26 protein-coding genes and 1 pseudogene are annotated in these 21,166 nt (G+C 71.9%); 15 read left to right on the top strand and 12 right to left on the bottom strand.

Going from position 1 to position 21,166, the window contains the following annotated elements; translation table 11 throughout:
* Positions 1-214: 214 nt before the first annotated feature.
* On the top strand, positions 215-730 hold the full coding sequence (locus OIE69_RS23360) for an Imm1 family immunity protein (RefSeq protein ID WP_326575261.1): 516 nt from the start codon (positions 215-217) through the stop codon (positions 728-730).
* Positions 731-1,205: 475 nt separating this feature from the next.
* On the opposite strand, the pseudogene OIE69_RS23355 reads toward OIE69_RS23360, so the two are convergent.
* Positions 1,206-2,314, bottom strand: a pseudogene (locus OIE69_RS23355) (tyrosine-type recombinase/integrase); the annotation flags it as partial.
* 192 nt (positions 2,315-2,506) lie between these two features.
* On the opposite strand from OIE69_RS23355, the gene OIE69_RS23345 reads away from it, so the two are divergent.
* The 3 genes from OIE69_RS23345 to OIE69_RS23335 all read left to right on the top strand — a co-directional run bounded on the left by OIE69_RS23345 (position 2,507) and on the right by OIE69_RS23335 (position 5,756).
* Positions 2,507-3,784, top strand: coding sequence for an MFS transporter (locus OIE69_RS23345; RefSeq protein ID WP_326575255.1), 1,278 nt, complete (start codon positions 2,507-2,509; stop codon positions 3,782-3,784).
* 350 nt (positions 3,785-4,134) lie between these two features.
* On the top strand, positions 4,135-4,944 hold the full coding sequence (locus OIE69_RS23340; RefSeq protein ID WP_326569999.1) for a transposase family protein: 810 nt from the start codon (positions 4,135-4,137) through the stop codon (positions 4,942-4,944).
* Positions 4,945-5,246: 302 nt separating this feature from the next.
* Positions 5,247-5,756 carry a hypothetical protein gene (locus OIE69_RS23335; protein WP_326575253.1) on the top strand — a complete coding sequence of 170 codons (510 nt, stop codon included), beginning with the start codon at positions 5,247-5,249 and terminating at the stop codon, positions 5,754-5,756.
* 381 nt (positions 5,757-6,137) lie between these two features.
* On the opposite strand, the gene OIE69_RS23330 is transcribed toward OIE69_RS23335, so the two are convergent.
* The 4 genes from OIE69_RS23330 to OIE69_RS23315 form a co-directional block, all read right to left on the bottom strand.
* Positions 6,138-6,533: a hypothetical protein gene (locus OIE69_RS23330; protein ID WP_326575251.1), complete on the bottom strand. Its 396-nt coding sequence runs from the start codon at positions 6,531-6,533 to the stop codon at positions 6,138-6,140.
* Between the two features lie 113 nt (positions 6,534-6,646).
* A complete protein-coding gene (locus tag OIE69_RS23325; RefSeq protein ID WP_326575249.1) occupies positions 6,647-7,018 on the bottom strand; it encodes a GntR family transcriptional regulator in 372 nt (123 codons plus the stop codon).
* Between the two features lie 4 nt (positions 7,019-7,022).
* Positions 7,023-7,835, bottom strand: coding sequence for a hypothetical protein (locus OIE69_RS23320; protein ID WP_326575247.1), 813 nt, complete (start codon positions 7,833-7,835; stop codon positions 7,023-7,025).
* 205 nt (positions 7,836-8,040) lie between these two features.
* Positions 8,041-8,460: a hypothetical protein gene (locus OIE69_RS23315; RefSeq protein WP_326575245.1), complete on the bottom strand. Its 420-nt coding sequence runs from the start codon at positions 8,458-8,460 to the stop codon at positions 8,041-8,043.
* Positions 8,461-8,547: 87 nt separating this feature from the next.
* Here OIE69_RS23315 and OIE69_RS23310 point away from each other — a divergent pair, with 87 nt between their 5' ends.
* Both OIE69_RS23310 and OIE69_RS23305 read left to right on the top strand, forming a co-directional pair.
* Positions 8,548-9,009, top strand: coding sequence for a hypothetical protein (locus tag OIE69_RS23310; RefSeq protein WP_326575243.1), 462 nt, complete (start codon positions 8,548-8,550; stop codon positions 9,007-9,009).
* Positions 9,010-9,127: 118 nt separating this feature from the next.
* Positions 9,128-9,424, top strand: a complete 297-nt coding sequence (locus OIE69_RS23305; protein ID WP_326575241.1) for a GYD domain-containing protein — start codon at positions 9,128-9,130, stop codon at positions 9,422-9,424.
* Positions 9,425-9,475: 51 nt separating this feature from the next.
* On the opposite strand, the gene OIE69_RS23300 is transcribed toward OIE69_RS23305, so the two are convergent.
* Entirely contained in the window at positions 9,476-9,844 is a 369-nt protein-coding gene (locus OIE69_RS23300) for a hypothetical protein (RefSeq protein WP_326575238.1), read from the bottom strand.
* Between the two features lie 119 nt (positions 9,845-9,963).
* Between OIE69_RS23300 and OIE69_RS23295 the strand changes: the two genes are divergently transcribed.
* From OIE69_RS23295 to OIE69_RS23285, 3 genes are all read left to right on the top strand, one after another.
* A complete protein-coding gene (locus OIE69_RS23295; protein WP_326575237.1) occupies positions 9,964-10,530 on the top strand; it encodes a hypothetical protein in 567 nt (188 codons plus the stop codon).
* 77 nt (positions 10,531-10,607) lie between these two features.
* Positions 10,608-10,907, top strand: a complete 300-nt coding sequence (locus tag OIE69_RS23290; RefSeq protein WP_326575235.1) for a hypothetical protein — start codon at positions 10,608-10,610, stop codon at positions 10,905-10,907.
* Between the two features lie 235 nt (positions 10,908-11,142).
* Positions 11,143-11,442, top strand: coding sequence for a hypothetical protein (locus OIE69_RS23285; RefSeq protein ID WP_326575233.1), 300 nt, complete (start codon positions 11,143-11,145; stop codon positions 11,440-11,442).
* Between the two features lie 21 nt (positions 11,443-11,463).
* On the opposite strand, the gene OIE69_RS23280 is transcribed toward OIE69_RS23285, so the two are convergent.
* From OIE69_RS23280 to OIE69_RS23270, 3 genes are read right to left on the bottom strand one after another with little or no spacing between them, the layout of a single operon-like run.
* Positions 11,464-12,195, bottom strand: coding sequence for a hypothetical protein (locus OIE69_RS23280; protein WP_326575231.1), 732 nt, complete (start codon positions 12,193-12,195; stop codon positions 11,464-11,466).
* Between the two features lie 11 nt (positions 12,196-12,206).
* Positions 12,207-12,857, bottom strand: coding sequence for an RNA polymerase sigma factor (locus tag OIE69_RS23275; protein ID WP_392567558.1), 651 nt, complete (start codon positions 12,855-12,857; stop codon positions 12,207-12,209).
* Positions 12,854-13,204 (bottom strand): hypothetical protein, encoded by a 351-nt coding sequence (locus OIE69_RS23270; protein WP_326575229.1) that lies wholly within the window; start codon positions 13,202-13,204, stop codon positions 12,854-12,856. The genes OIE69_RS23275 and OIE69_RS23270 overlap by 4 nt, the downstream gene beginning before the upstream one ends.
* Positions 13,205-13,410: 206 nt before the next feature.
* On the opposite strand from OIE69_RS23270, the gene OIE69_RS23265 reads away from it, so the two are divergent.
* Positions 13,411-13,632: a cold shock domain-containing protein gene (locus OIE69_RS23265; RefSeq protein WP_018559937.1), complete on the top strand. Its 222-nt coding sequence runs from the start codon at positions 13,411-13,413 to the stop codon at positions 13,630-13,632.
* Positions 13,633-13,645: 13 nt separating this feature from the next.
* Here OIE69_RS23265 and OIE69_RS23260 read toward each other — a convergent pair whose 3' ends face one another.
* Entirely contained in the window at positions 13,646-14,086 is a 441-nt protein-coding gene (locus tag OIE69_RS23260; protein WP_089222398.1) for an Lrp/AsnC family transcriptional regulator, read from the bottom strand.
* Positions 14,087-14,091: 5 nt separating this feature from the next.
* Positions 14,092-15,450 (bottom strand): transaminase, encoded by a 1,359-nt coding sequence (locus OIE69_RS23255; RefSeq protein ID WP_326575225.1) that lies wholly within the window; start codon positions 15,448-15,450, stop codon positions 14,092-14,094.
* A 260-nt stretch (positions 15,451-15,710) separates the two neighbouring features.
* On the opposite strand from OIE69_RS23255, the gene OIE69_RS23250 reads away from it, so the two are divergent.
* The 3 genes from OIE69_RS23250 to OIE69_RS23240 all read left to right on the top strand — a co-directional run bounded on the left by OIE69_RS23250 (position 15,711) and on the right by OIE69_RS23240 (position 19,062).
* Positions 15,711-16,106, top strand: a complete 396-nt coding sequence (locus tag OIE69_RS23250) for a nuclear transport factor 2 family protein (RefSeq protein WP_326581368.1) — start codon at positions 15,711-15,713, stop codon at positions 16,104-16,106.
* 461 nt (positions 16,107-16,567) lie between these two features.
* On the top strand, positions 16,568-16,777 hold the full coding sequence (locus OIE69_RS23245) for a heavy-metal-associated domain-containing protein (RefSeq protein ID WP_326575223.1): 210 nt from the start codon (positions 16,568-16,570) through the stop codon (positions 16,775-16,777).
* Positions 16,774-19,062, top strand: a complete 2,289-nt coding sequence (locus tag OIE69_RS23240) for a heavy metal translocating P-type ATPase (protein WP_326575222.1) — start codon at positions 16,774-16,776, stop codon at positions 19,060-19,062. Before OIE69_RS23245 ends, OIE69_RS23240 begins: the two co-directional genes overlap by 4 nt.
* A 31-nt stretch (positions 19,063-19,093) precedes the next feature.
* On the opposite strand, the gene OIE69_RS23235 is transcribed toward OIE69_RS23240, so the two are convergent.
* The gene (locus OIE69_RS23235) at positions 19,094-19,513 is read right to left on the bottom strand and encodes an SsgA family sporulation/cell division regulator (RefSeq protein ID WP_089222402.1); all 420 of its coding nucleotides are present in this window, start codon (positions 19,511-19,513) and stop codon (positions 19,094-19,096) included.
* Positions 19,514-19,670: 157 nt separating this feature from the next.
* On the opposite strand from OIE69_RS23235, the gene OIE69_RS23230 reads away from it, so the two are divergent.
* Both OIE69_RS23230 and OIE69_RS23225 read left to right on the top strand, forming a co-directional pair.
* Positions 19,671-20,861 (top strand): winged helix DNA-binding domain-containing protein, encoded by a 1,191-nt coding sequence (locus OIE69_RS23230; RefSeq protein WP_326575220.1) that lies wholly within the window; start codon positions 19,671-19,673, stop codon positions 20,859-20,861.
* Between the two features lie 74 nt (positions 20,862-20,935).
* Positions 20,936-21,124 (top strand): hypothetical protein, encoded by a 189-nt coding sequence (locus OIE69_RS23225; protein WP_326575218.1) that lies wholly within the window; start codon positions 20,936-20,938, stop codon positions 21,122-21,124.
* Positions 21,125-21,166: the final 42 nt, after the last annotated feature.

The following is a 21,166-nucleotide window of genomic DNA, read 5'->3' as shown; positions in this document are numbered from 1 at the left end:
GTGAGGCGCGGTCCGCAGCCTCAGTCTTCCAAACTGGGTGTGCACCGCTACGAAGTCAGATGGATGAGGCAGACGACCCTGTTCGCACCCCGGGTCCCGTCCTTTACCGTGCGGGCGGCCTCACCTCGCGACAGCCTACGCGGGTACGTGGACTCCATCCCGAGCCGCCCCAGCACTAGCCCTCAACGCCCAGCTTCGTAAAATGCGAGGCACGATGATTCTCAACGTAACTTGCGGCGATCGCCAGTGGTTCGCTGAAACAGGCGACGAAATCTCCTCGGTGGTTGCAGAGGCTATGGGTTCCCTACAGGGCTGGAACCAGCAAGGCGAACATTGGTTCCCGGGCACCACCGCTTGGTTTGCGTGGTCGGACCGCCGGCACATGGATAGAGCGGATATGCCGAACAACTTCCTTGTGGTCTCCATTAATAAAGAGACCGGCTACGGTGGTCTGATTTGGTTCGTGAATGCGGGGTACCCTGGCCCAGAGACGGACGAGGTCCTGGACAACATCTGGGTCTCCGATAACCCCAATCCTCCCGATTTTGATCCGGGAGTAGTATCGAATCCAGACGAACCCTACTGGTTCGATCTGCGCAGCACGCTGCCAGCCGAACAAATCGAAGCTGCTGTCGAGGAGTTCTGCCGTGTACGCACAGGCATTCGTCCCGAGTGCGTACAATGGACGCTAGGTGAGGTAAGTGGGAGGCGTGCAGTCCGCGATTTATAGCCCCACGACGAACTCGTCCCTTTGAGGCCACGGCATGCGCCTGTCCTCGGCTGGCTGCATCTGCGGTGCTGGTCCCCTGGGGTAGGCACGGCGCGCCCGCCCGGATGCCTGTTGTACAGCAGCGAAGTACAGCAACTCCGGGGACCCCCCAGCGGTCGACACCGGTCTCGAGGGACCTCCCGGTGACCTCTATGGCCCCTGCTGACCGGTCTGGCTATAGCTACGGATCAAAAGTCTGACATCCACGGCTGACATCAACGGCGCCGGACGGGGGCGTACACCAGCGACCCTGTCTGATTGCGGAACCTGTTGACTGCACCGGCCGGAGCGGGTGTGGGTCGAACTCCTAAAGCGGGTGTCGCAGGTTCGAATCCTGCCTGGGGCACATGGCGAAGGGCCAGTTCAGGGGCTTGATGCCCTCGAACTGGCCCTTTCTCGTGACCACCGCTGTGCCACTTCCGTGCCACAAAGCCGACTACGAGTCGCCGTCACCCCGCGCCTTGCGGATCATCGACCCGAGCCGATCGGCGATCTCCCGATCACGACCGTTGACCATGTGCTGATAGATCAGCGCGGCACGCGGAGTGCTGTGGCCCATCCTGGTCATCAGCTCCCGCAGGCTCGCGCCGGAGGCGGCGAGGGTGTTCCCGGTGTGCCGAAGATCGTGGAAATGCACGTCTGCCGTGATGCCCGCCTTGGACCGCGCGCGGATCCAGTCGTCCCGGAAGTTGCTCCGCCGCAGTTGCCCACCCCGAGGGCCGAGGAAGACGTGACCGTCCCGGCCGGGCCCGGCGTAGCTGTCGAGGTGCCGTTGAACGTCCGGCAGCAGTTCGCTCGGGAAGGCCACCGGCCGGATACCGGCGTCGGATTTCGGCGCCTTGTCGAAGAGGGCTCCGGTCTGCATCTCTGCCTGCGAACGCCGGACCATGAGGACGGCGTTGGCCGTGTCCACGTCCCGCCGGCGGAGCGACGCCAGCTCCCCGAAGCGCAGCCCGGTGTAGGCAGCCAGGAGGACGAGCAGTCGGTAGCGCGAGCCCATCGCGTCAGCCACGGCGTACACCTCCGCCACGGTGAGGACCGGCCGCTCAGGCACGTCGTATCGGTCAGCGCCCTTGACCCGGCACGGGTTGCGCCGGATCACCTCGTCGTCCACGGCCGTGTTCAGGATCGCCCGCAAGACCTGGTAGGCCTTGACCACGGTCGGCTCACCAGTACGTGTCAGGCACGCCGTTCGCCAGGCCCGCACCTGAGCTGTCGTGATCGAGGCCAACGGCCGGTCGCCGAAGGTGGGGATCAGGTGCAACCGGACCACCGATTCGTGGCGCTCACGCGTACGGGCAGCCATCTTCGGTCGTTCAGCCACGCGACGGCGTAGTCACCGAAGCTGACCTTGCCCGCGTCCGGATCGGACCACTGGCCGCGGGTGATGTCCGCCTCGATGTGGGTCAGCGCGACTTCCGCATCCGTCTTGGTCGCGTACGTCTCCTCGGCACTGCGCAGCTGCGCCGTCTCTGGGTCGCGGTACCTCACCTGCCACCGAACCGACTTGAGCTGCCGAACCGAGCCGAAGCGGCGACGCCTGCCCTACAGAGACCCGACAGCGCGGCTGTGACTCACAAGGGCAGGTCCCCCGCGAGCGCGCGGTACAGCACCAGTGAGATACCGCAAACTCAAAATGATCAATGAACGACAGCGGACCCCCGTCGCGTTCTAACGTCGTTGACCGATCCGGCTAGGCCCTTGGCTAGACGTTGCCAGCACTCTGGAGGCCAACGCGTGACTCGCTCTACCGCTGCTGTCAAGCGGGCGACCTTCGTTGCGATACTCGTGTCCGAATTTCTGAACCTGTTGGGTGCAGGAATGGCGTCGATCGCCGTCACACTCACCGTCACGACGAGGACCGCCGAGGCCTCCACGCTCGCGGTCCTTCTGGCAGTACGCACGTTCACGAGCATCTTCTTCGCCCCGTTCGCGGGCGTCATTGTCGACCGTATCCATCAACGGCACGTTCTGCTCGGCGCCAACGGAGTGCTGACCCTAACGGTTACCGCACTGTTCTTCATCGTGCGCGCCAACCACGTCAACTTCGTCCTGATCGGCGTCGTTTTCGTCGTGCAGGCTCTCGCCGACAGCGTGGCCCAGTCACTCATCGTCAGTGTGGTGAGGCACCTGGCGAACGATGTCGACCTGGTCCGCTCCAACTCGCTCGTCTACCTGGTGCAAAGCGTGCCGCAGATCCTGGCACCGGCGATCGGCGCGTGGACCTACGCGGTCTCCGGGCCCGACATCGTGCTGGGAACCAGTCTTACCGGGCTGCTCCTGTCCTTCTCCCTCATGGTGGTCCTGGCCCGGGGGCTGCCTGTGGTCGAACGGGGGCCGTGGCAGTCTCCGTTCGCGCATGTCGCGGCCGGTTTCCGGTTCATCTGGTCGCATCGCGGCCTGCGCCGACTGCAGCTGTCCTACAGTGCCCTGAACTTTTTCAACGGCCTCTCGGCAGCCGGGCTGGTCGCCTACGTGACCCGACACGCCGGCAGTGTCGGCTGGGGGTCATACTCCGCGTTCGGCGGAGTGGGGCTCGTCTCCGGCGCCCTGTACATGACGCTGCGCAAGCGGCCACATCGCGCCGACGTCATCCTCCCCGTCGCACAGGCCACCGCCGCCGTCGCCGGCCGCATCCTGCTAGCCGTACCGGGTGCTCACTGGCTCTGGTACCTGGGGAGTTTCGGCCGCAACGCGGGGCTCCAGCTCACCGGTGGCCCGATGACCGCAATCTGGCAGCGGCAGTCACCCGGCGACGCGCTCGGCGTCGTCAGCGGCTGCCGTCGCCTGATATCCCAGGGTGCCTATCCGGTCGCAGTGATTATCGGTGGTGTTTCCTACGACTGGTGGACGACAGCGGTGAGTTCCGACGGCATGTTCTTCACAGTCCTGGGGGTCGCGGAACTCGCGGCGATCTCGCTCTGGCTATTCGGCCCCGTACGAGCGGTGTTCGTCGCAGGGGACACGCCCGTCGGCGAGCAGCGGACGGGTAAGACCGACGCCAAGGCCGCCTAGGGCGAGGTGTTCAGATGCAGCATCCCAAGGCGACTGCCTGTCCAAGGCGCACCACTCTCTGTCGCTCCATAGTTCGCCATCGAGAGGTCACCAGCGTGGACCGTGCCACTCTCGTGCCAGAACAGGCGGGGAGTCAGGGGAAATCACGGCACGCAAAGGGAAGCGCCGCCGACTCCATCCAAGGTGGGGAACCTACTGACGTTTTCTCAGCGAAATGATCTTCACGAAGCCGCGTGAACCACGCTGATCGTAAGCAGGTAGGACGAACTCGCCCCGGAGTCGGGCAGACGTGAAGCCCCTGGTAGGACGGTTCTCACCACAAGATCGTCCGCGTAACCAGAGGCCTCACGTTGATCACCTATGTTGCCATGCTCGATGTCCCGCGCCATGTCGTGGACCAGTTGTCCCGGCTGCTGGCCGCGCACCGGCGCCGGATCGGCACGCCGAGGGGCTCGCGGGCACTGGGGCCGTTCCGTCAGGCGGTGTTGGTGCTGCGCTGGTTCCGCGAGCGCGGCTGCGTGCACTGCCTGGCCCGGGACGCCGGCGTCTCCCAGGCCACCGGCTACCGCTACCTCCACGAAGGCATCGACGTCCTCGCCGGCCAGGCCCCCGACCTGCACGAGGTCCTGGACCGCTGCCGGCGCGAGGGCATGACCCACGTGGTCCTGGACGGCACCCTGATCAAGTCCGACCGTGTCGCCGGGGTCCGCGAGAACGGCAACGACCTGTGGTTCAGCCAGAAACACAAGGCGTTCGGCGGGAACGTGCAGTTCCTATCCGCCCCGGACGGCACCCCGCTGTGGGTCTCCGACGTCGAGCCCGGCTCCACTCCCGACATCACCGCCGCACGCATCCACGCACTTCCCGCGCTCTACAAGGCCGCGGCCGACGGCCTGCCCACCCTGGCCGACAAGGGCTACATCGGCGCCGGCATCGGCATCCACGTCCCCGTCCGACGCCCCAAGGGCCGCTCCGAACGGGCGCTGCACGCGGACACGCAAACCACGAATGCCCTGATCAGAGGCATTCGTGCGCTCGGCGAACGCGCCGCCGCCGAACTCAAGCAGCGCTGGCGGACCCTGCAGCACGTCACCCTCAGCCCCAGGAGGATCGGCGACATCGCCCGCGCCGCCCTCGTCCTCAACGAAAATTGGAAATGATCACCGTTGAGAAAACGTCACTGATCAGGCCGTGATCGCCCCACCTCGCTCCTGAAGCGGGTGTCGCAGGTTCGAATCGTGCCTGGGGCACAAGGGAAAAGGCCCCGGACCGATCAAGGTCCGGGGCCTTTGACATCCACTTTCGATATCAACTGCAGCGGTCGACGGCAGCTATCGCTCTGGTCTTCCGCCTCTGCCTGAGATCTTTCCGCATGCCGTGTCGCGCCCCATAACCGCTTGCGGCCGAGCGCTACTGACGTGACACGATGCCAGTCCGGCGTGGTCGGCAAGGGGGTACGGACGTGACCAAGGACGAGGCCGTCAAGCAGCTGAAGATGCTCGCGCGGTCGCGTGCGTTCGGACACCACGTGGGCTCCGATCGGCTCATTGCAGCGGCTCTCGACGCCCTCCTGGCCGACGTGGATACGCCGTCGCTGCCACTGCTGGCCGGCCTCGGGCGGCGTGAGGAACCCGAAGCGCCCGGGCTGTTCGATCAGGTGATGGAAGAGCTCGGCTTCGTCTTCGAACCACCGGCGGATCCGACTGAGACCAAGCGGGCCGTGGCCTATTGGCTGGCCGAGCAAATCGCCGATGGTTCGCTCGACCCCGCGACAGGCGCTGTCATGATCTGGACCGAGTCAGCCATGGAACTCGGCTATCCGGCCGAGCTGCGCCCCATCGTCACGTGCGCCATCCAGCTCGACGACTGGAATGAGGACTGGACGATCTCACAGGAGGAGATCACCAGCGATGTCGTCCGGGCTGTTCACGAACTGCTGCGAAACCGATCGTCGTCAGCCTCGAGACGCTGAGCCGGCGTTCAACGATGAGATCCCGAGCTGCCATAGCCGGTCTTTGTCGCATTCACGGCCTTGGGTGGCCGATCACCGGTCGCCGCGATCAGTTCTACAAGGAGGTTCCGCGCGTGGTGCCAAGCGGAGACGGACTGTGGAACGAGGTTCTCCACTGGTCGCGATGGTCGCCGCAGATACCGTCACGCGTACTCGGTTCCCGCCTCAGCGCTCGCGAGGCCGCTGCGTTGATGGCCGCGAGCGTTCCCGCGGGCAGCGGCCCGGCGATCGAGGGAGGCTGGCCGCACCCCGCTCCGGGTGGCCGGTGACGTCGACGGCTCTGTCCACGCTCCCTGCGCATCGGCCGACGGCACCACCGGACCGACGATCCGAAGTGAACGCTCAACGAACCCAGCTCTCACAACCGAGCAGGCGGGACTCCCCTCTCAAGACGTCGAGCGCCGCCCGGAGCCCGTCGGCGGCCGCCTGGAATGCCCGCGTCGTCTCCGGCCCCCGCGTCGAAGGGGGCACGGTGTCCGCACCGTCCGGATAGTGGTCGCCGACCATCGCGACGAACCGCGTCCAGGCGCTTGTGTAGAGACCCATGCACCGCGCCAACTCGTGGCCGCAGTCCGCCCACACCGTCGTTGCCAGCGTTCCCTTGGTGCGCGCCAGGAGGTGGTTCAGTTCCGCATAGGCGGCGATCAGCTCTCCGGTCAGAGACCGCCGATGGGCACCCGCGTGGCGGTGGGCCAGGACATCGATGAACACCTGATAGGGACTCGTGTACTCGCCCACGGCGCTTGGCCCTCCGTCGTCCGTGGCTCGGCCGGGCCGGCCTGTGCGGTGCGACCGTAACACTGTCAAAGGCCGCTTCACGGCGCGGGCGGGCCTGGCGGCACCGGGCACGACTAAGGCGCTGCGGCGCCGCTGTTGGCCAGGGCCGCTTGGACGATGCGGACGGCCTCGGGGGTGTCGATGCCCACGCTGGCGATGACCGCGGCGTACTCGGCGGCGGCGCGGCGTGCCCGTTCGCGCCCCTGTTCACCGGCCGCGGACACGAACGAGCCCGCCCGTCCGCGGGTCTCGATCAGTCCCGCCTCCTCCAGCGCCCGGTAGGCGCGGCCGACGGTGTTGACGGCCAGGCCGAGGTCCGCGGCCAGGCGGCGGATGGTCGGCAGCTGGGTGCCCACTGCCAGTGTGCGGTCCTGGATCTGGCGGGCGAGCTGGGCGCGGAGCTGCTCGAACGGCGGGACGGGCGAGGCGGAGTCGATGACGATCATCGGCTCACCGGGCGCCCGTGGCGTGCCGGGCCACCGTGCCGCTCCGCGGGGTCCGCGCGGTGATCAGTGCGAACGTGATGACGCTCAGGACGATGAAGACGAGCCAGGCGGCGTTCCACCAGCCGAGGGCGGTTTCGAAGACCGACACGACCGGCAGCGACCACACCACGGTCGGCGTGGCGACCTCTCGGGCGTCCTCGACCCGCATGATCACGTCGGCGGTCAGCGAGACCTCGTCATCGGCCACGGCCGGGTACGTCAGGACATGGCGCAGCTGGACGACCATGCCGACCGCGACCCCGCACAACCCGATGAGCAGGAGGAGGGCCGCGTAGCGCGCGGTGGAGTCCTGCGCGGTCAGGGCGCCGATCGCCATCAGCATCGCGCCCGCGAACGTGGCAGCGGCGTAGGCGGCACGCGGTCGGCCGAGCACGGTGCGCCAGCCGAGCCGCACCGGGTGGGCCGCCCGCCGGGGCAACGTCGCGCCGGCCCGTCGGTCGGCCTGCCGGACCCGCCGGTCCAGCAGCGACTGGGCCAGTACCAACGCCACCACGACCGCCGTCAGGGCCAACAGCGACCAGGGCCGGTACGACCCCGCCCCGCCGTCCCCCGCGTCGGCGGTGCGGGCGCCGGTGTAGACGAGGGCGACCGCGATGATGAACGCGGCCAGCAGGATTTGACCGGCCAGGCGGGTACGTCGCCGGACCGCCAGACGCGTGGCCAGCAACGGTGTCGGCCGGACGTCGGCCAGGCCGTGCCCGGCCAGCCACACGCCGGCCTGCTCGATGTCCACCGGACGCACCGACTGCTCAGGCATCCGGCAACCTTCCTTTCGGCATGCCGCCCCCCTATGCCTCAAGGCTTGTCGCAACATGATGCGACAAGCCTTGAGACAAGTCAACGGAACGCAAGCCGGCGGCCCTGCCGCCGTCACCCGGTCACAACTCGGCGTCCGCCGGCCGGCGCCGTGGCCGGCTGTGGACAGGATTCTGCGTTGCGGCGCCCCGGACCCCGACCTTCGACTACCCGACCAGCGTTCGCGCTCGCCCAGCCACGCGGTGGGCCGGCCGAAGGCGGGACTCGACGCAGTGCCGTTTCCCGGTAGCGCACGAGGACGCTTCGGCCGGTGCGTCCGGGTCCAGGTGGGCCACGGCAGCCTCCGGGTCGCCGGCACCGGAGAGCAGTTCCGCGAGGTGTCGCGCCGTGTACCGGCTGCCGCCGTCGGGGCGGGTCCCGTACGGCATGAGCGCCTCCAGGGCCTCGGCCCGCCGGCCCTGATCCGCGAGGAGCCGCGCCCATGCCCGGGCACTTATCCAGTCGCCGCCCCGGGCCTGGAGTTTCGCCTCGTCCTGGTGGCCGTGCCGGAGGAGCCAGTCGACCGGATCGGGAGGAACCCAGCCGTCGAAGGTACGGGCCCGGATGTCGAGTTCGTCGGCGTCCATCAGGGCGCACCCTGAGCCGCGGGTGTGACAACCCGGCGGGCCCGCCCTCGGTGCCGGCGGGATGCGCGCTGCGGCTACGCTCCCGGCATGACCAGCGAGAACGCGGCCGGCGCGATGCGGCGCCGGCCGTGGGACGTGGCCGCACAGACGGCTCAGGATATGGCCCTCTGCCTCCTTGGCATGGGCCTTCTGGCGTTGATCGCCTGGCCTCTCGGCTGGTTGCCGGACGGGTTCGGTCCGTTGTCCGTCGCCGCTGTCGCGGCGGGAGGCCGGCCTCTCGGCGACCTGTACCGGACCAGGCCTCCGGGCCGGCGCTCTGCCGTTGCCGCGGCCCTCCTCATCATGCCGGCGTCGGCGGTGGCAGGCAGTGCGGCGACGTCGTGGATCTCGCCCAGCGCCGAAGATCTCGGGTTCACCCTGGGTGCGCTGGTGGGTCTGCCCCTCGGCGCGGCAGCGTTCGTGGGGCGGATCAACCGCCGCGGCCGGGCGGTGAGCGGGCCGTCGGATCGAGGTGCGGCACCGCAAGCCGGGCAATCGCCGTGCCGTTGAGCCTGCCGGAGTCGGCGACGGCCCCTGGATCGGGCCGGCGCACCGCGCCGGATGCGACCCGTCGGGGGCGCACATACGCTGTGAGTGGACGCTCCTCTCTTTGTCGAGGTGAGAGATCGTGCCGCTCTACATCACGCTGCTGAGCTGGACCGACCAGGGGATCCGCGCGTACGCCGACACGGCCGGGCGGGCCGACGCGTTCGGTGCCGCGCTGCGGGACGTCGGGGGGAGGCTGGTCGACATCTACTGGACCGTCGGGCCCTACGACCTCGTCGCGGTCGTCGAGGCGCCGGACGACGAGACCGCCGCCGCGGCGCTGCTGCGGCTGGGCGCGGTCGGCAACATCCGCAGCACGACCATGCGGGCGTTCGGGCGGGACGAGGTCGAGGGGATCATCGCCAAGGCCTCCGCCTGAGGGGCCCGGTGGCACTTGCCCTCGGGGAACCGCCCGGCGGTCCCGATGCGTTCAGCTGCCTTCCGCGGCCCGGTCGAAGAAGGAGCCGCGCCTCAGCCGCTCGTACGACGGCTCGGCCCGTGCCATCCAGGCGTCCACGTCGGCGGCCATGGACGGGAACCGCTCCTTGAGGGGTGCGGCCAGTGCGGCGATCTCCTCCCAGGAGTCGGCCAGACAGGTCTCGTTCTCCAGGCCGATCGCCACGGCCGCGCGGAACGCGTCGTCGGACCGCAGCCACCGCTTCGCCACGTGGACGATGCGGGCCACGTCCTCGGCGTCGATGATCCACGACATGGACAGGAGTTGCTCGGAGACGTAGCCGGGCACGACGTTGGGGGCCCGGTGCTCGACGAGGAAGTCCATGACGAGCTCGACGTCCATGGCACCCCTCTCACCACCGGTTCCCGTGATCGGCGCGGCCACATGCTAGACGGGTGGGCGGGGCCGGAGGGGGAACTTTTCCGCGGGATCCCGAGTCCGTATCCCCGGGAGGGTGGCACGTGAACGGTGGGAATGCGCGGGGGCTGCGGCTCGGGGTGTCCCTGGGCGGCGTCGGACTCGCGGCGGTGGCGGCAAGCGTCCTGTACTGGCAGGCCGTTCCGGCGGCGCCGGAGGTCGATCCCGGGCTGGAGCGGGCGGTGCTGCCCGTGGTGGACCGGTATCTGACGACCGACCCGGCGGGCCCGCTCGGCGACACCGAACTGCGCGGGGAGGACGGGGCGGTGCCGCGGGGCTTCTGCACCGAGCGGGTGATCGAGATCCGCCGTGTCGACGGCGGCCTGCGCGTGGGTCTGGCGGCCTGGTGCGGGCACTACGTGCGGGAGGGCGACGGCGTGACCGCGCTGGACGGGGTCGCCACCCTGGGCGTGGTGACGGTGTCGCCGGCCTCGGCGCCCGCACGGGTGGGCGACACCGCGTGGGAGCCGGACGGGGATGCCACCGAATGGACCCGGGCGAACTTCTCCACCGGGGGTGCCGCCGAGGCCCAACGCCTCATGTCCGGCGACGGGTCGCAGTTGTCCGACCCCGAGGCCGAGGCTCGGGCGGCGTTCGGGCTGCCGGGCTGATCGGGCCGGTTGTCAGTGGCGTCTGCTCCACTGGTCCTGGTGGCGCAAGGACACGGCTGACACCAGGGGGGTGCGCAATGGGCGTGCGGTACGACTACTTCCACACCACCGACCCCGACACGGCGACGGGCCGGGCGGTCGGGCCGGACCGGCGCGGGCATCCCTGGTCGAGACTGGACGAGGCCGGGGACGACGGGCCGGAGGTGGTCCGGCCCGACGCGGCGCAGTGGCCCACGGAGCCGGGGCTGCCGCTCGATGAGATACCGCTGTTCTGGCGCGACCCGCTCGCGGCCGTCGGCGACGAGGCGCTGCCGAATCTCGCCGCGCGGGTGTTCGTCGACACGGCCCGGCGGGCATCGGGAGTCGGCTGCCTCTGAGGGGCCCGAAGGGACAGCGGAACCGGGGCAATTCGGCACGTAGCCATCCGCCGTGCGACCCGGTGGCCTCCTCGCGGGCTCCGGGTGTTGACCTGCGTTGCGGATCATCACAAGATGACCGCGTACGGCACTCTGCCGAGACCACCGGCGGGCCGTCCACGACCGCCTCGCCCGCCGGCACGGGCAGGCTGGTGTGCGGTCCGGCGCGTCCGGAATCCTGGAAGGTCACGCGTTCATGCAGAGCTACGCCTCGGCGCAATTGGCATCACCCGGCACCTACTTCCAGACGGCCGCGTTCTGCTGCCTGGTGGCGGTCGTGCTCATACGGGCGGGCCGCGTGTGGCGCCGCACGGCCCGGGGCCTGCTCGCCCCCGACGAGCCGGTGCGGGTGGAATCCGCGCCGGTGCCCGGTCCCCCGGCCTCGCGCGCGCAGGGCAACCGGACCGTGGGGCGGGTCTACCTGTGCTTCGGCTGGTTCCTCGTGCTGGGGACGGTCGTCAACCTGGTCAACGGCGTCCGCTCGGTCTGGGGCTGAGGGGACGTCGGGCCCGGGGCGTCAGCGGTTGCGGCCGCCCTCCGGGGTCTCCGGGCGAACCGGCGGCGCCGTGACCTCGGGGGCGCCGATGAGCCGGGCGCAGTAGGCGGGTACGGCGGCGGCACCGCCGGCGGCGCGTTCCAGGCGGGCCAGGGTCGCGGCGTTGACGCCCTTGTGGTGCTCGGCGGCCTTGACATACGTCTGGCACAGTCCCTTCGACCCGGCGTCCGTGGGCGCGGCGAGCGGGGGCACCGGGGCGTGCGGGCCGCCTGACGTGACGGGTGGGGCCGTGGGCGCGGCAGAGGTGCCCTGCGGGCCGCGCGGGGACGCGGTGCGCGTGCTGCCGCCCGGGTTCGCGGGGGCGGAGGACGGGGAGGGCGACACCGGCCGGGGACCGGCCGTGCCCGAGTGGAAGGGGCCGGGGAGCGAGCCGGACTGCGCCGCCACGGCCACGCCGCCGAGGGCGAAGACCGCGACGAGCCCGCCGACGGCCGCCCTGGTGCGCCGGGCGGACCGGACACCGCGGACCCGCCTCCGGCCGCGGCCCCCGCTCGTGGCGGCCCGGGCCTCCCGGAAGGCCGCCAGCGCGGCGCGCTCGCGTTCCGGGTCGCCCGGCAGAGGTGCCGCGGCGACCGCGAGAAGGCGTGCGAGGGCGTCCGCCCGGCCGACGCCGGCCGCGGAGGGGTACGCGTCGAGGAGACGCTCGGCCAGGGCCGCGTCCATCCGTTCGTCGTGTGCTCGGCTGTCCTTCATCCGTCAGTCCGTCACTTCTCCATGGCGCCGTCGAGGCGCTCCGCGAGGCGTTTCAGGCCCCGGTGGGCGGCTGTCCGCACCGCGCCCGGGCGCTTGCCGAGGACCTTGGCCGCGGCGGGGGCGTTGAGCCCGACCACGACCCGCAGCAGCACTGCCTCGGCCTGGTCCTGCGGCAGGGCCGCGATCAGGTCGAGCGCGCGCCGCGTGGACAGGTTCTCCAGGGCGGTGCCCCCGGCGTCCTCGAGCGTCATGGGCTCGGCGGTGCGCTCCTCCAGGGGCCCGGTGCGCGGCCGGGCCTTGATGCGGCGCAGGTGGTCAAGGGCGCGGTGCCGGGCGATGGTGGCGGCCCAGCCCCGGAAGGCCTGGCCGCCGCCGCGGAATCCGCGCAGGTCCCGTACGACGTCGTGCCAGGTCTCGGAGGCCACGTCCTCGGCGTCGTCGCCGACCAGACCGTGCAGGTAGCCCAGAAGCATCGGATGGACCTCCCGGTAGAGGACGCCGAACGCGGTCTCGTCGCCGGCGCGGGCCCGCTGGACCGCGTCGCCCAGTTGCTCCTCGCCCATCCGGTCGCGCCGGCGGACCTCCGCCTTGCCCACTGCGTCCTCTTCGTGCTCGTCGGCCCCGTGCCGCCGGTCGCCGCGCCGCGGCGCGGCGGGCGTCACACCTCGGCCCGGCCCACCACCGAGAGGCAGAAGAGGCGCAGGCTGTCCGCCGGCCCGTTCTCGTAGCGCTTGACCGCCTTGCCCAGCGGGTTCCACACCCTTCCGTCGGGCGTCCGGATACCGAACGGCTGGCCGAATGTATCGCGCTGCTCCTCGTCGAAGTCCAGCCAGGCCGCCCCGGCGGTGCGGACCAGCACCTCGCCCGCGTAGGCGCCGAAGCCCCGGAGCGTGGGGGTGACGGCCTCGATGGGCGGCTGCTCGCCGCGGATCGCCTCGATGACGCGGTCGACGAGGCCGAGGCTGGCCGGGGAGTAGTCGAGCCTGACGCGGGAACCCTCCCTGGCCATGGCCACGACATCCGCGGCGAGACGAGGACCCAGAACCGCCGCCGGTGGACTGCTAACGCCCTGCTTCATCGTGCCCCTTCGCTCGTCGTCCCCGTCCGCGTGTGACGCGTGTGGCTACTGAGTGGGGCGCAGCGCGCCGAGAAAGCGTTACACCGGGCGGCGCAGGCGGCGGAGCCGCACGCCGCGCACGCGCTTAGGCTGCGGGCATGGCTCATGCGACCGTACGCGAGTGGTACGAGGAAGAGGGCTGGGGCGTGCTGGACTGCCCGGAGACGCCCGGGGGGTGCTTCGCCCACTACAGCGACATCGAGATGAACGGCTTCCGCACGCTGTCCGCCGGCCAGCCGGTGGCACTGGAGTGGGAGGCGCCGGGCTTCGCGCAGGACGGGTACGAGTACCGCGCCCTGCGCGTCGTGCCGAAGGGCTGACCGGGCCCGCCGCTCAGCCCACGTCCCACAGGAAGCGGTGGGTGTGGATGCCGAAGTACGGGAAGGTGTCCACGCCCGCGACGCCCTCCGCGGTCCTGACGACGTCGTTGACGAAGTCCAGCAGGTCGGACGGGCCCGGGCAGACGACCTCGGCGAAGAGGGCGTAGGGCCCGGCGGTGAGCACCGCGTAGACCACCTCGTCGCGGGCGGCGAGCGCGTCCGCGACCGCGCGCGGGTCGCCGTCCACGCGGACTCCGAGCAGCGCCATCGCCTGACCGCCCATGGCCATCGGGTCGGTGACGCCCACCACCTGCACGACCTTGCCGTCGATCAGCCGCTGCAGGCGCTGGCGGGCGGCGGACGGGGAGAGCCCGACCTTGGGGCCGAGGTCCGCGTACGGGATGCGGCCGTCGGTCTGGAGCTCGCGGAGGATGGCGCGGTCGATGTCGTCCACGGGGCTCAGCCTGCCAGTTCGGCGAGGGCCGCGGCGAAGAGGGCGGTGTGGGTCTCGACGTCGGCCTCGGTGGTGGCCGGGCACATCAGGGCCATGTTGTGGAACGGCGTCATGAGGATGCCGCGGTTGGCCAGCCACAGGTGCAGGAAGTCCTCCAGCTCGGGGTCGGAGACGGCCGCCGACTCGGTGCCGTTGCGCGGCGCGGGCGCGGCGAAGCGGTACTCGGTGCGGGCGCCGAGGCGGCTGACGGACCAGGGCAGGCCGTGGGCGGCGACGGCGTCGGCGACGCCCCGCTCGAAGCGGGCGGCGAGGGCTGACATGGCGGTGAACGCGTCGTCGGTGAGGACGTGTTCGAGGGTGGCGCGCATGGCGGCGACGGACAGGGCGTTGCCCGCCAGGGTGCCGCCGACGCCGCCCATGTCGACCAGGTCCAGGTCGCCGCGGGACAGGAGGCGGTCGGCGAGGTCGGCGGAGAGGCCGTAGGCGCCGGCCGGCACACCGCCGGCGATGGCCTTGCCGATGGTGAGGACGTCGGGCTCCAGGGACCACGCGGCGGTGGCGCCGCCGGGCCCGGCGGAGAAGGTGTGGGTCTCGTCGTTGATCAGCAGCACGCCGTGCCGGCGGGTGATCTCGCGGACGCCCTCCAGGTAGCCGGGCTCGGGCAGCACGATCCCGATGTTGGTGAGGGCGGGTTCCATCAGCACGGCGGCCACATCCCCGTGGGCGAGCTCCCGCTCCAGGCCCTCCAGGTCGTTGAACTCCGCGACGCGGCTGGTCAGCGTGACGTCGCAGGGTGCGCCTACGTTGCCGGGGCGGCTCGCCCCGCCGCGGCCGCCGGGGCCGGTGACGATCAGGGACTCGTCGACACTGCCGTGGTAGCAGTAGCTGTGGAAGAGGATCTTCTGCCGTCCGGTGACGGCGCGGGCCAGGCGGATGGCCCACCGGTTGGCGTCGGTCGCGGTCAGCGCGTACGACCAGCGGGGCAGCCCGAAGCGGCGGGCCAGTTCGGCGCCGACCCACTCGGCGTCCTCGGTCGGGAGCATCGCGGTGGCGCCGCCCTGCTCGCGGTAGCGCCGCTCGATCGCCTCGGCGACGGGTTCCGGGGAGTGGCCGGCCATGGCGCCGGTGTCGCCGAGGCAGAAGTCCACGTACGTGTGGCCGTCGATGTCGGTCACACGGGCGCCGCGGGCACCGGCGAGATAGCGGGGGAAGGCGCCGGCGTTCTTGTTCATCCAGGTCATCGGCACCCGGCCGAAGAGGTGGTCGGCGGCCTCGTACGCGGCGCGTGACTTCGGGTTGCGGGCGGCGGCCTCGGCGGTCTCCCGCGCGAGCAGTTCCTTCAGACGGGTGCGGTCGACGGACATGGGGCCTCCTCGGCTACGGGCGGCTCCGACCATACGCGTGATTCCATTGCGCAGTCACCCTCTTACGCGCGATTCGATCGCGCGGGCGATCGAATCCTTATCCGATGGGCGGCCGGGAACCACCGGACCCACTGCGCTCCAGGGCGCCCGAGGACGTGTCGGGCACGCCGCGGCCGCAGCAGGTGCGCCCGCCGGGGACCGGTGCCAGGGTGGCATGTGTCGGGCCGGTGGACGGACGGCGGGGAAAGGCGGCGATGGCCATGGCGGCACACCCGCACGCCATGCTGGTCGAGAAGGCGTACGCGGCGTTCACCCGGGGCGACATGGACGCCCTCGCCGGCCTGCTGTCCGGGGACGCGGCCCACCACTCGCCCGGCGACCATCCGCTCGCCGGGCACTACAAGGGCCGGGACGAGATCATCGGCTACTACCGCAGGCTCACCGAGGAGACCGACGGCAGCATGCGGGTCCAGTTGCGGCAGGTGCTCGTCGACGGCCGCGGCCACGCGATGTCCCTCCACCACCTCACGGCCGAGCGTGGGGGCGAGTACCTCGACCAGCCGGGCGGCATCGTGTTCCGGATCGTCGGCGACCGGATCACGGACATCGACGAGTGCGTCTGCGACCTCGAGGCCACCAACCGGTTCTGGTCCTGAGCGGGGCGCCCGTACGGCGTTGACGACCGGGTCGACGGGTGGCGGCGCGCCCTGCCGCACCCTGCGGGCGGGTGGCGCTGCCCACCGGTGAGAGGGAGGGCCTGGGCACCGGCCGTACGCGGCACCGTCGCCACTCCCCGCGCTTCCCGCAGCGGGTCGCGACGCGCGACCGCCCGGACGGAAGGACACGACGCGCACGACCGTTCCGGAATCACGCGGGGCCGCGCCCTCCCCCGGCCGGACGCGACCCAGGGGCCAAGGCGGGGTGGGGCGGGCCGAGTTGTCATGGCCGGCATCCCGGCGCGCACCCGCGGGCGCGCGGACCCCCGCGCCACACCGCCCCCCGCTCTCCCACCCTCCCCTTCCACGATACCCCTAGGGGGTATAGTTTGGTGGTGGGTGGACGGCACGGAGCCTGACGCCGTACACCGGAACACGCACAGAACGCACGAGGAGAACCCATGTCTGTCAGCTACAGCGTCTCCGGGATGAGCTGCGGTCACTGCGAGTCCGCGGTCAGCAAGGAGGTCGCGGCCCTCCCCGGTGTGACCGGTATCACGGTGGACGCCAAGACCGGCCTGCTCACCATCGACTCCGACGCGCCCCTTGAGGAGGAGGCCGTCCGGGCGGCCGTCGACGAGGCGGGCTACGAACTGGTCGGCCCGGCATGACCCTCCCGGATCAGCAGCAGGTCACCCCGCGGATCGCAGCGCAGGCCGCCCCTGCGGGCGTCACCGAGCTCGAACTCGCGATCGGCGGGATGACCTGCGCCTCGTGCGCGGCCCGGATCGAGAAGAAGCTCAACCGGATGGACGGCGTCACGGCCACCGTCAACTACGCCACCGAGAAGGCCAAGGTGGCGTTCGGCGGCGGGATCGGCGTCGGCGACCTGATCGCCACCGTCGAGGCGACCGGTTACACCGCCGCGCTCCCCGCCCCGCCGGTCACCGACGTGCCCCAGGAGCAGCCGGAGTCCGAGCCGGGCGAGCTCACGGCGCTGCGGCAGCGGCTGCTGACCGCGGTCGTGCTCGCCGTGCCCGTCATCGCGATGGCGATGGTCCCGGCCCTGCAGTTCCGCAACTGGCAGTGGCTGTCGCTGACCCTGGCCGCGCCGGTCGTGGCGTACGCGGCGTGGCCCTTCCACCGCGCGGCGTGGACCAACCTGCGGCACGGCGCCACCACCATGGACACGCTGATCTCCATGGGCACGCTGGCCGCCTTCGGCTGGTCCGTGTGGGCGCTCTTCCTCGGCGACGCGGGCGTGCCCGGCCTGCGGCACCCCTTCGAGCTGACCGTCGCCCCCGGCCACGGCTCCGCCAACCTGTACCTGGAGGTCGCCTCCGGCGTGACCGCCTTCATCCTGGCCGGGCGCTGGTTCGAGGCCCGTTCCAAGCGCCGGGCGGGCGCCGCGCTGCGGGCCCTGATGGAGCTGGGCGCCAGGGACGTCGGCGTGCTGCGCGGCGCGCGCGAGGTGCGCGTCCCCACGTCCGAACTGACCGTCGGCGACCTGTTCGTGGTGCGGCCGGGCGAGAAGGTGGCCACCGACGGCGTCGTGCGGGAGGGCACCTCGGCGGTCGACGCCTCGATGCTCACCGGCGAGTCCGTACCCGTCGAGGTGGGGCCGGGCGAGGCCGTCACCGGAGCCACGGTGAACGCCGGCGGCCGGCTGGTCGTGGAGGCCACCCGGGTCGGCGCCGACACCCAGCTGGCCCGTATGGCCCGCCTGGTGGAGGACGCCCAGAACGGCAAGGCGGCGGCGCAGCGCCTCGCCGACCGGATCTCCGCGGTGTTCGTCCCCGTCGTGATCGGGCTCGCCCTGGCGACCCTCGGCTTCTGGCTCGGCAACGACTCGGGCCCGGCCGCCGCCTTCACGGCGGCCGTCGCCGTGCTGATCATCGCCTGCCCGTGCGCGCTCGGCCTGGCCACGCCCACGGCGCTGATGGTCGGCACCGGACGGGGCGCGCAACTGGGCATCCTCATCAAGGGGCCCGAGGTCCTGGAGACCACCCGGCGGATCGACACCATCGTGCTGGACAAGACCGGGACGGTCACCACCGGCGCCATGACGCTGACCGCCGTCCACCTGGCCGAGGGCGAGCGGGAGGACGAGGTGCTGCGCCTGGCCGGCGCCTTGGAGCACGCCTCCGAGCACCCCATCGCCCGCGCGATCGCCCGGACGGCGGAGGAACGCACCGGCGCCCTGCCCGCCGTCACGGGTTTCCGCGCGCTGCCCGGACTCGGCGTCCGGGGCACCGTCGACGGCCACGAGGTCGCCGTCGGGCGCCAGGAGCCGCCCGAGCCGCTGCCGGCGGGACTGACCCGCGCCAAGGCGGAGGCCGAGGCCCGGGGCAGCACGGTGGTCACGGCCGCCTGGGACGGCCGGGCCCGGGCCGTGCTCGTCGTCGCCGACGCCGTGAAGCCGACCAGCGCCGACGCCGTCCGCCTGCTGCGCGGGCTGGGCCTCACCCCGGTGCTGCTCACCGGGGACAACGAGGCGGTGGCCCGGGCCGTCGCCGCCGAGGTCGGCATCGACCCCGCCGATGTGATCGCGGACGTGATGCCGGAGGACAAGGTCGCCGTCGTGGCCCGGCTCCAGCGGGAGGGCAGGTCCGTCGCCATGGTGGGCGACGGGATCAACGACGCCGCCGCGCTGGCCCGCGCCGACCTCGGGATCGCCGTGGGCACGGGCACGGACGCCGCCATCGAGGCGAGCGACCTGACGCTGGTCCGGGGGGACCTGCGGGTCGCCGCCGACGCCATCCGGCTCTCCCGGCGCACCCTCGGCACGATCAAGGGCAACCTCTTCTGGGCCTTCGGCTACAACGTGGCGGCCCTGCCGCTCGCCGCGGCCGGGCTGCTCAACCCGATGATCGCGGGCGCCGCGATGGCCTTCTCCTCGGTCTTCGTGGTCGGCAACTCCCTCCGGCTGCGGGGTTTCCGTCCGCTCGCACGCTGACCCGACGGCCGCCCCCGGGCCGTGGGGGCGGTCACTCCTCGTCCAGGAGTGCGGCGACGACGGCGTCCATGTCCAGGTGGCGCAGTTCCTGCCCGGGCGGCACGGCTTCGTACACCCGGGCCAGGAAGCCCCGCAGACCGGAGGTGCGCACCTCGACGAGGGCGGTGCCCTCGTCGGTGCGGAACTCGATGGCGGTGTGCTCCGGCCCGCTCGGCCGGATGTGCACGTCGCCTTCCCCGGCGGGCTCGTACAGGCCGGTGGTGAGCAGCCCGCGGGCGAACACCCAGGTCACCTCGGCGCCGTCGAGGGAGACCTCCGCGGGGAAGGTGATCCGGGCGGCGAGCGGGTCGTCACGGCGGTAGCGCAGGGTCGCGGTGATCTCCCGGCCCCCGGGCCCCGAGCGCGGGCTGCGCAGACGAGCCCTGACGATGTGGTCGATGTCGGTCAGCATGGCCTTCCTCGGCAGGCGGGCGGTGCGCTCCGGATGCGTTCCGGTGTCCTGGGAGAGCGCGGACGGCCGCTGTCCTTACGCGACTTGCGGCTCCGATTGTGTGATGTACGTCACAGCGATTCCGAGGCGTTGTCGGTGGGGCGTGCCACGATGAGCCATGGACGCGCGACGAACGGTGGGGGCCGAGGAACGGCGCCGACGCATGGCGGTGCGGCACCGGCTCACGGCACAGCGGCGGGCGGCGGCCCCCGATGAGGTCGCCGAGTCGCTGGTGGCGCTGCACGGCACGGACCCGGCGACGGTCTACCTGTCGGCCGCGGCCAGGATGCGCGCGCCGGGCGCCGCGGCCCTGGACCGGGCGCTGTACGAGGAGGGCAGCCTGACGCGGCTGCTCGCGATGCGCCGGACGATGTTCGTGGTCGCCACCGCCTCGGCGCCGGTGGTGCTCTCCGCCGCGGCCCGGGCGATCGCCGCGCAGGAGCGGCGGAAACTGCTCGGGTACCTGGCCGACGGCGGCGGCTGGGACGAGGGATGGCTGGCGGAGTTGGAGGAGTCGGTGCTCGCCGCGCTGGCCGGTCGCGGCGAGGCGACGGCCGCCCAGCTCGCCTCCGACGTGCCCCGGCTGCGCGAGCGGGTGGTGGTGGCGCGCGGCAAGCCGTACGAGGCGACCCAGGCGGTGTCGACGCGCGTCCTGCGGGTGCTGGCGGCGGAGGGCCGCATCGTCCGCAGGCGGCCGCTGGGCGGCTGGACGAGCAGTCAGTACCACTGGGCCCCGGGCACGGTGACCCAGGCGCCCCCCGCCCCGGAGGCGCGCGTCGAGCTGGTGCGCCGATGGCTGGCCGCGTACGGGCCGGGCACGGAGGCCGACCTGAAGTGGTGGACGGGCTGGACGCTGACCGAGGTCCGCAGGGCCCTCGCGGCGATCGGCACCGAACAGGTGCTGCTCGACGGGGAGACCGGCCATGTGCTGCCGGACGACGGCGGGCCGGCCCCCGAGACACCGCCGTGGGCGGCGCTGCTGCCCGCGCTGGACCCGACGCCGATGGGCTGGCAGCGGCGCGACTGGTACCTGCCGCCGGACGGGCGGGAGCGGGCGGCGCTCTTCGACCGGTCGGGCAACATCGGCCCCACCGTGTGGTGGAACGGGCGGGTGGTCGGCGGCTGGGCGCAGCGCGCCGACGGCGAGGTCGTCCACCGCCTCTTCGCCGACCCCGGCCGCGAGGCCGTCGCCGCGATCGGGGCCGAGGCCGCCCGGCTGCGGGGGTGGCTGGACGGCGTCCGCGTCACGCCCCGCTTCCGGACGCCGCTGGAGCGGGAGCTGTCCCCGTCGCCGGCCCCGTCGGCCTGAAACGCCGTCACCACGGGTGTGCCGCCCCTGACGCCCGGTGACCGGCCGGGCGCGGACCGGGCGGAGGTGGACCGATGGAACGGGTGGCGGTGTCCTGCGGCAACTGCGACTGCGGCTGTCCCACGCTGTACGTGGACGAGGCCGCGCCGGCCGACCAGCGGGTCGTGCTGACCGACGACTTCGGGCAGCGGGTGCGGATGAGCGCCGAGCAGTTCCGCTCGCTGGTCGAGGAGGCGAAGGCGGGCCGGCTGGACCACGTGTAGCGGTCCGGCCGGCCCGTTCTCCAGGTCGCCCGCGCGCCGCGG

The sequence above is a fragment of the Actinacidiphila glaucinigra genome (assembly GCF_035918135.1).
In the GTDB taxonomy this organism is placed as follows: domain Bacteria; phylum Actinomycetota; class Actinomycetes; order Streptomycetales; family Streptomycetaceae; genus Actinacidiphila; species Actinacidiphila glaucinigra.
The sequence above is the reverse complement of the archived record's forward strand: the minus strand, read 5'-3'. Positions and strand labels throughout refer to the sequence as shown.